The sequence below is a fragment of the Actinoplanes sp. 13 genome, assembly GCF_056134165.1.
In genome coordinates, this window is the sequence record NZ_JBVYOQ010000068.1 from 1 (window position 1) to 1508 (window position 1508).

Sequence of the window (1508 nt, forward strand, 5' to 3'; positions counted from 1 at the left end):
GGATCCGCCACACCCAACCGCAACGCCCGCTCAAAATGCCGGATCAGGCGCAGCATCCGATCCTCGTCGAACAGCTCCGTCGAATATTCGAGCTCCACGTGCAGCCCGTGCCCGGCCGCGTCCTCCACCACGGTCAACCCGACGTCGAACCGCGCCTGCCCACCGGCGACCTCGACCGGTTCGGCCCGCAGTCCCGGCAGCCGGAAGTCCGCGTCGCTGGTCCCGGCCGCCTGCAATGTGAGGCTGACCTGGAACAGCGGGTTGCGTCCCGGCACCCGCTCGGGTTTCAGCGCGTCCACCACCATGCCGAACGGCACGTCCTGATGCCGGAGCCCGCCCAGCACCGACTCCGAGCAGCGCCGCACGACCTCGGCGAACGACGGGTCGCCGGCCACGTCGGCGCGCAGCACGACGGTGTTGGCGAACAGTCCCACGAGAGCTTCGGTCTCGGCTCGGGTGCGGCCCGAGAAGATCGAGCCCAGCACGACGTCGGTCTGCCCGCACCAGCGCGACAGCACCGACACGAACCCGGCCTGGAGCACGGCCAGCAGCGAGACCTGGGACGACCGGGCCAGCTCCCGGATCCGCGCGACCACCTCCGGATCGAGGCTCTGCCGCAGCAACGCCCCGGCGCCCGTGGGGTTCGCCGGGCGCGCCCGGTCGGACGGGAAGTCCAGCACCGGCGCGTCCGTGAGCCGCGACCGCCAGTACTCCAGCTGGCCCTCCAGCACCTCCCGGCCGGCCGGGGACTGCTGCCACGCCGCGTGGTCCACCGGCTGCACGGTCAGGGCCGGCAGCTCGCGCCCCTCGTACAGGGCGGTCAGGTCCTCGGCCATCACACCGATCGACCAGCCGTCGGTGGAGATGTGGTGCATTCCCAGGACGAGGACGTGTTCGGTGTCGGTGACACGGGCCAGGCCGACCCGCAGCGCCGGACCGGTCGCCAGGTCGAACGGCCGGCGTACCTCCCCGGCCACCCAGCCGTCCACCTCGTCGGCGGGCACCGGGCAGGGGTCGAGCGGCAGGTCGACCGGCGCGGGTTCGATGATCTGCCGCGGGACACCCTCGTGCTCCACGATCCGGGTGCGCAGCGCCTCGTGCCGCGCGATCAGGGCGGCGAGTGCGGCGCGCAGCGCGGGCAGGTCGAGGTGACCGTCGAGGCGCAGCACGACGGGCAGGTGGTAGACCGGCGAGTCGGGTTCCGCCTCGTGCAGGAACAGCAGCGCCTCCTGCTGCGGGGAGATCGGCTGCGGCCGGTCCCGGTCGACGACGGGGAAGGCCGCCGGCTGGGCCGCGGCCGGCCCGGCGGCGTCGACACGGGCGGCGAGATCCTGCAACACCGGGTGGGTGAAGAGGGTGGCGGCATCGAGATCGGTCAGAAGTCTTTCCCGTACGGCGTTGCGCAGCCGAACGAGCTGGAGCGAATTGCCACCGAGGTCGAAGAAGCTGTCCAGTACGCCGATCCGGTCCAGGGGCACGCCGAGCAGCTCGTGCCAGATGGCCGCGAG

Annotated in this window: 1 protein-coding gene; it reads right to left on the reverse strand. The window is 72.5% G+C overall.

The genetic code is table 11. The features are described 5' to 3' along the window. The coding region (locus AC0NH5_RS42955) for a condensation domain-containing protein (protein ID WP_474414254.1) at positions 1-1508 on the reverse strand (1508 nt) is incomplete at both ends.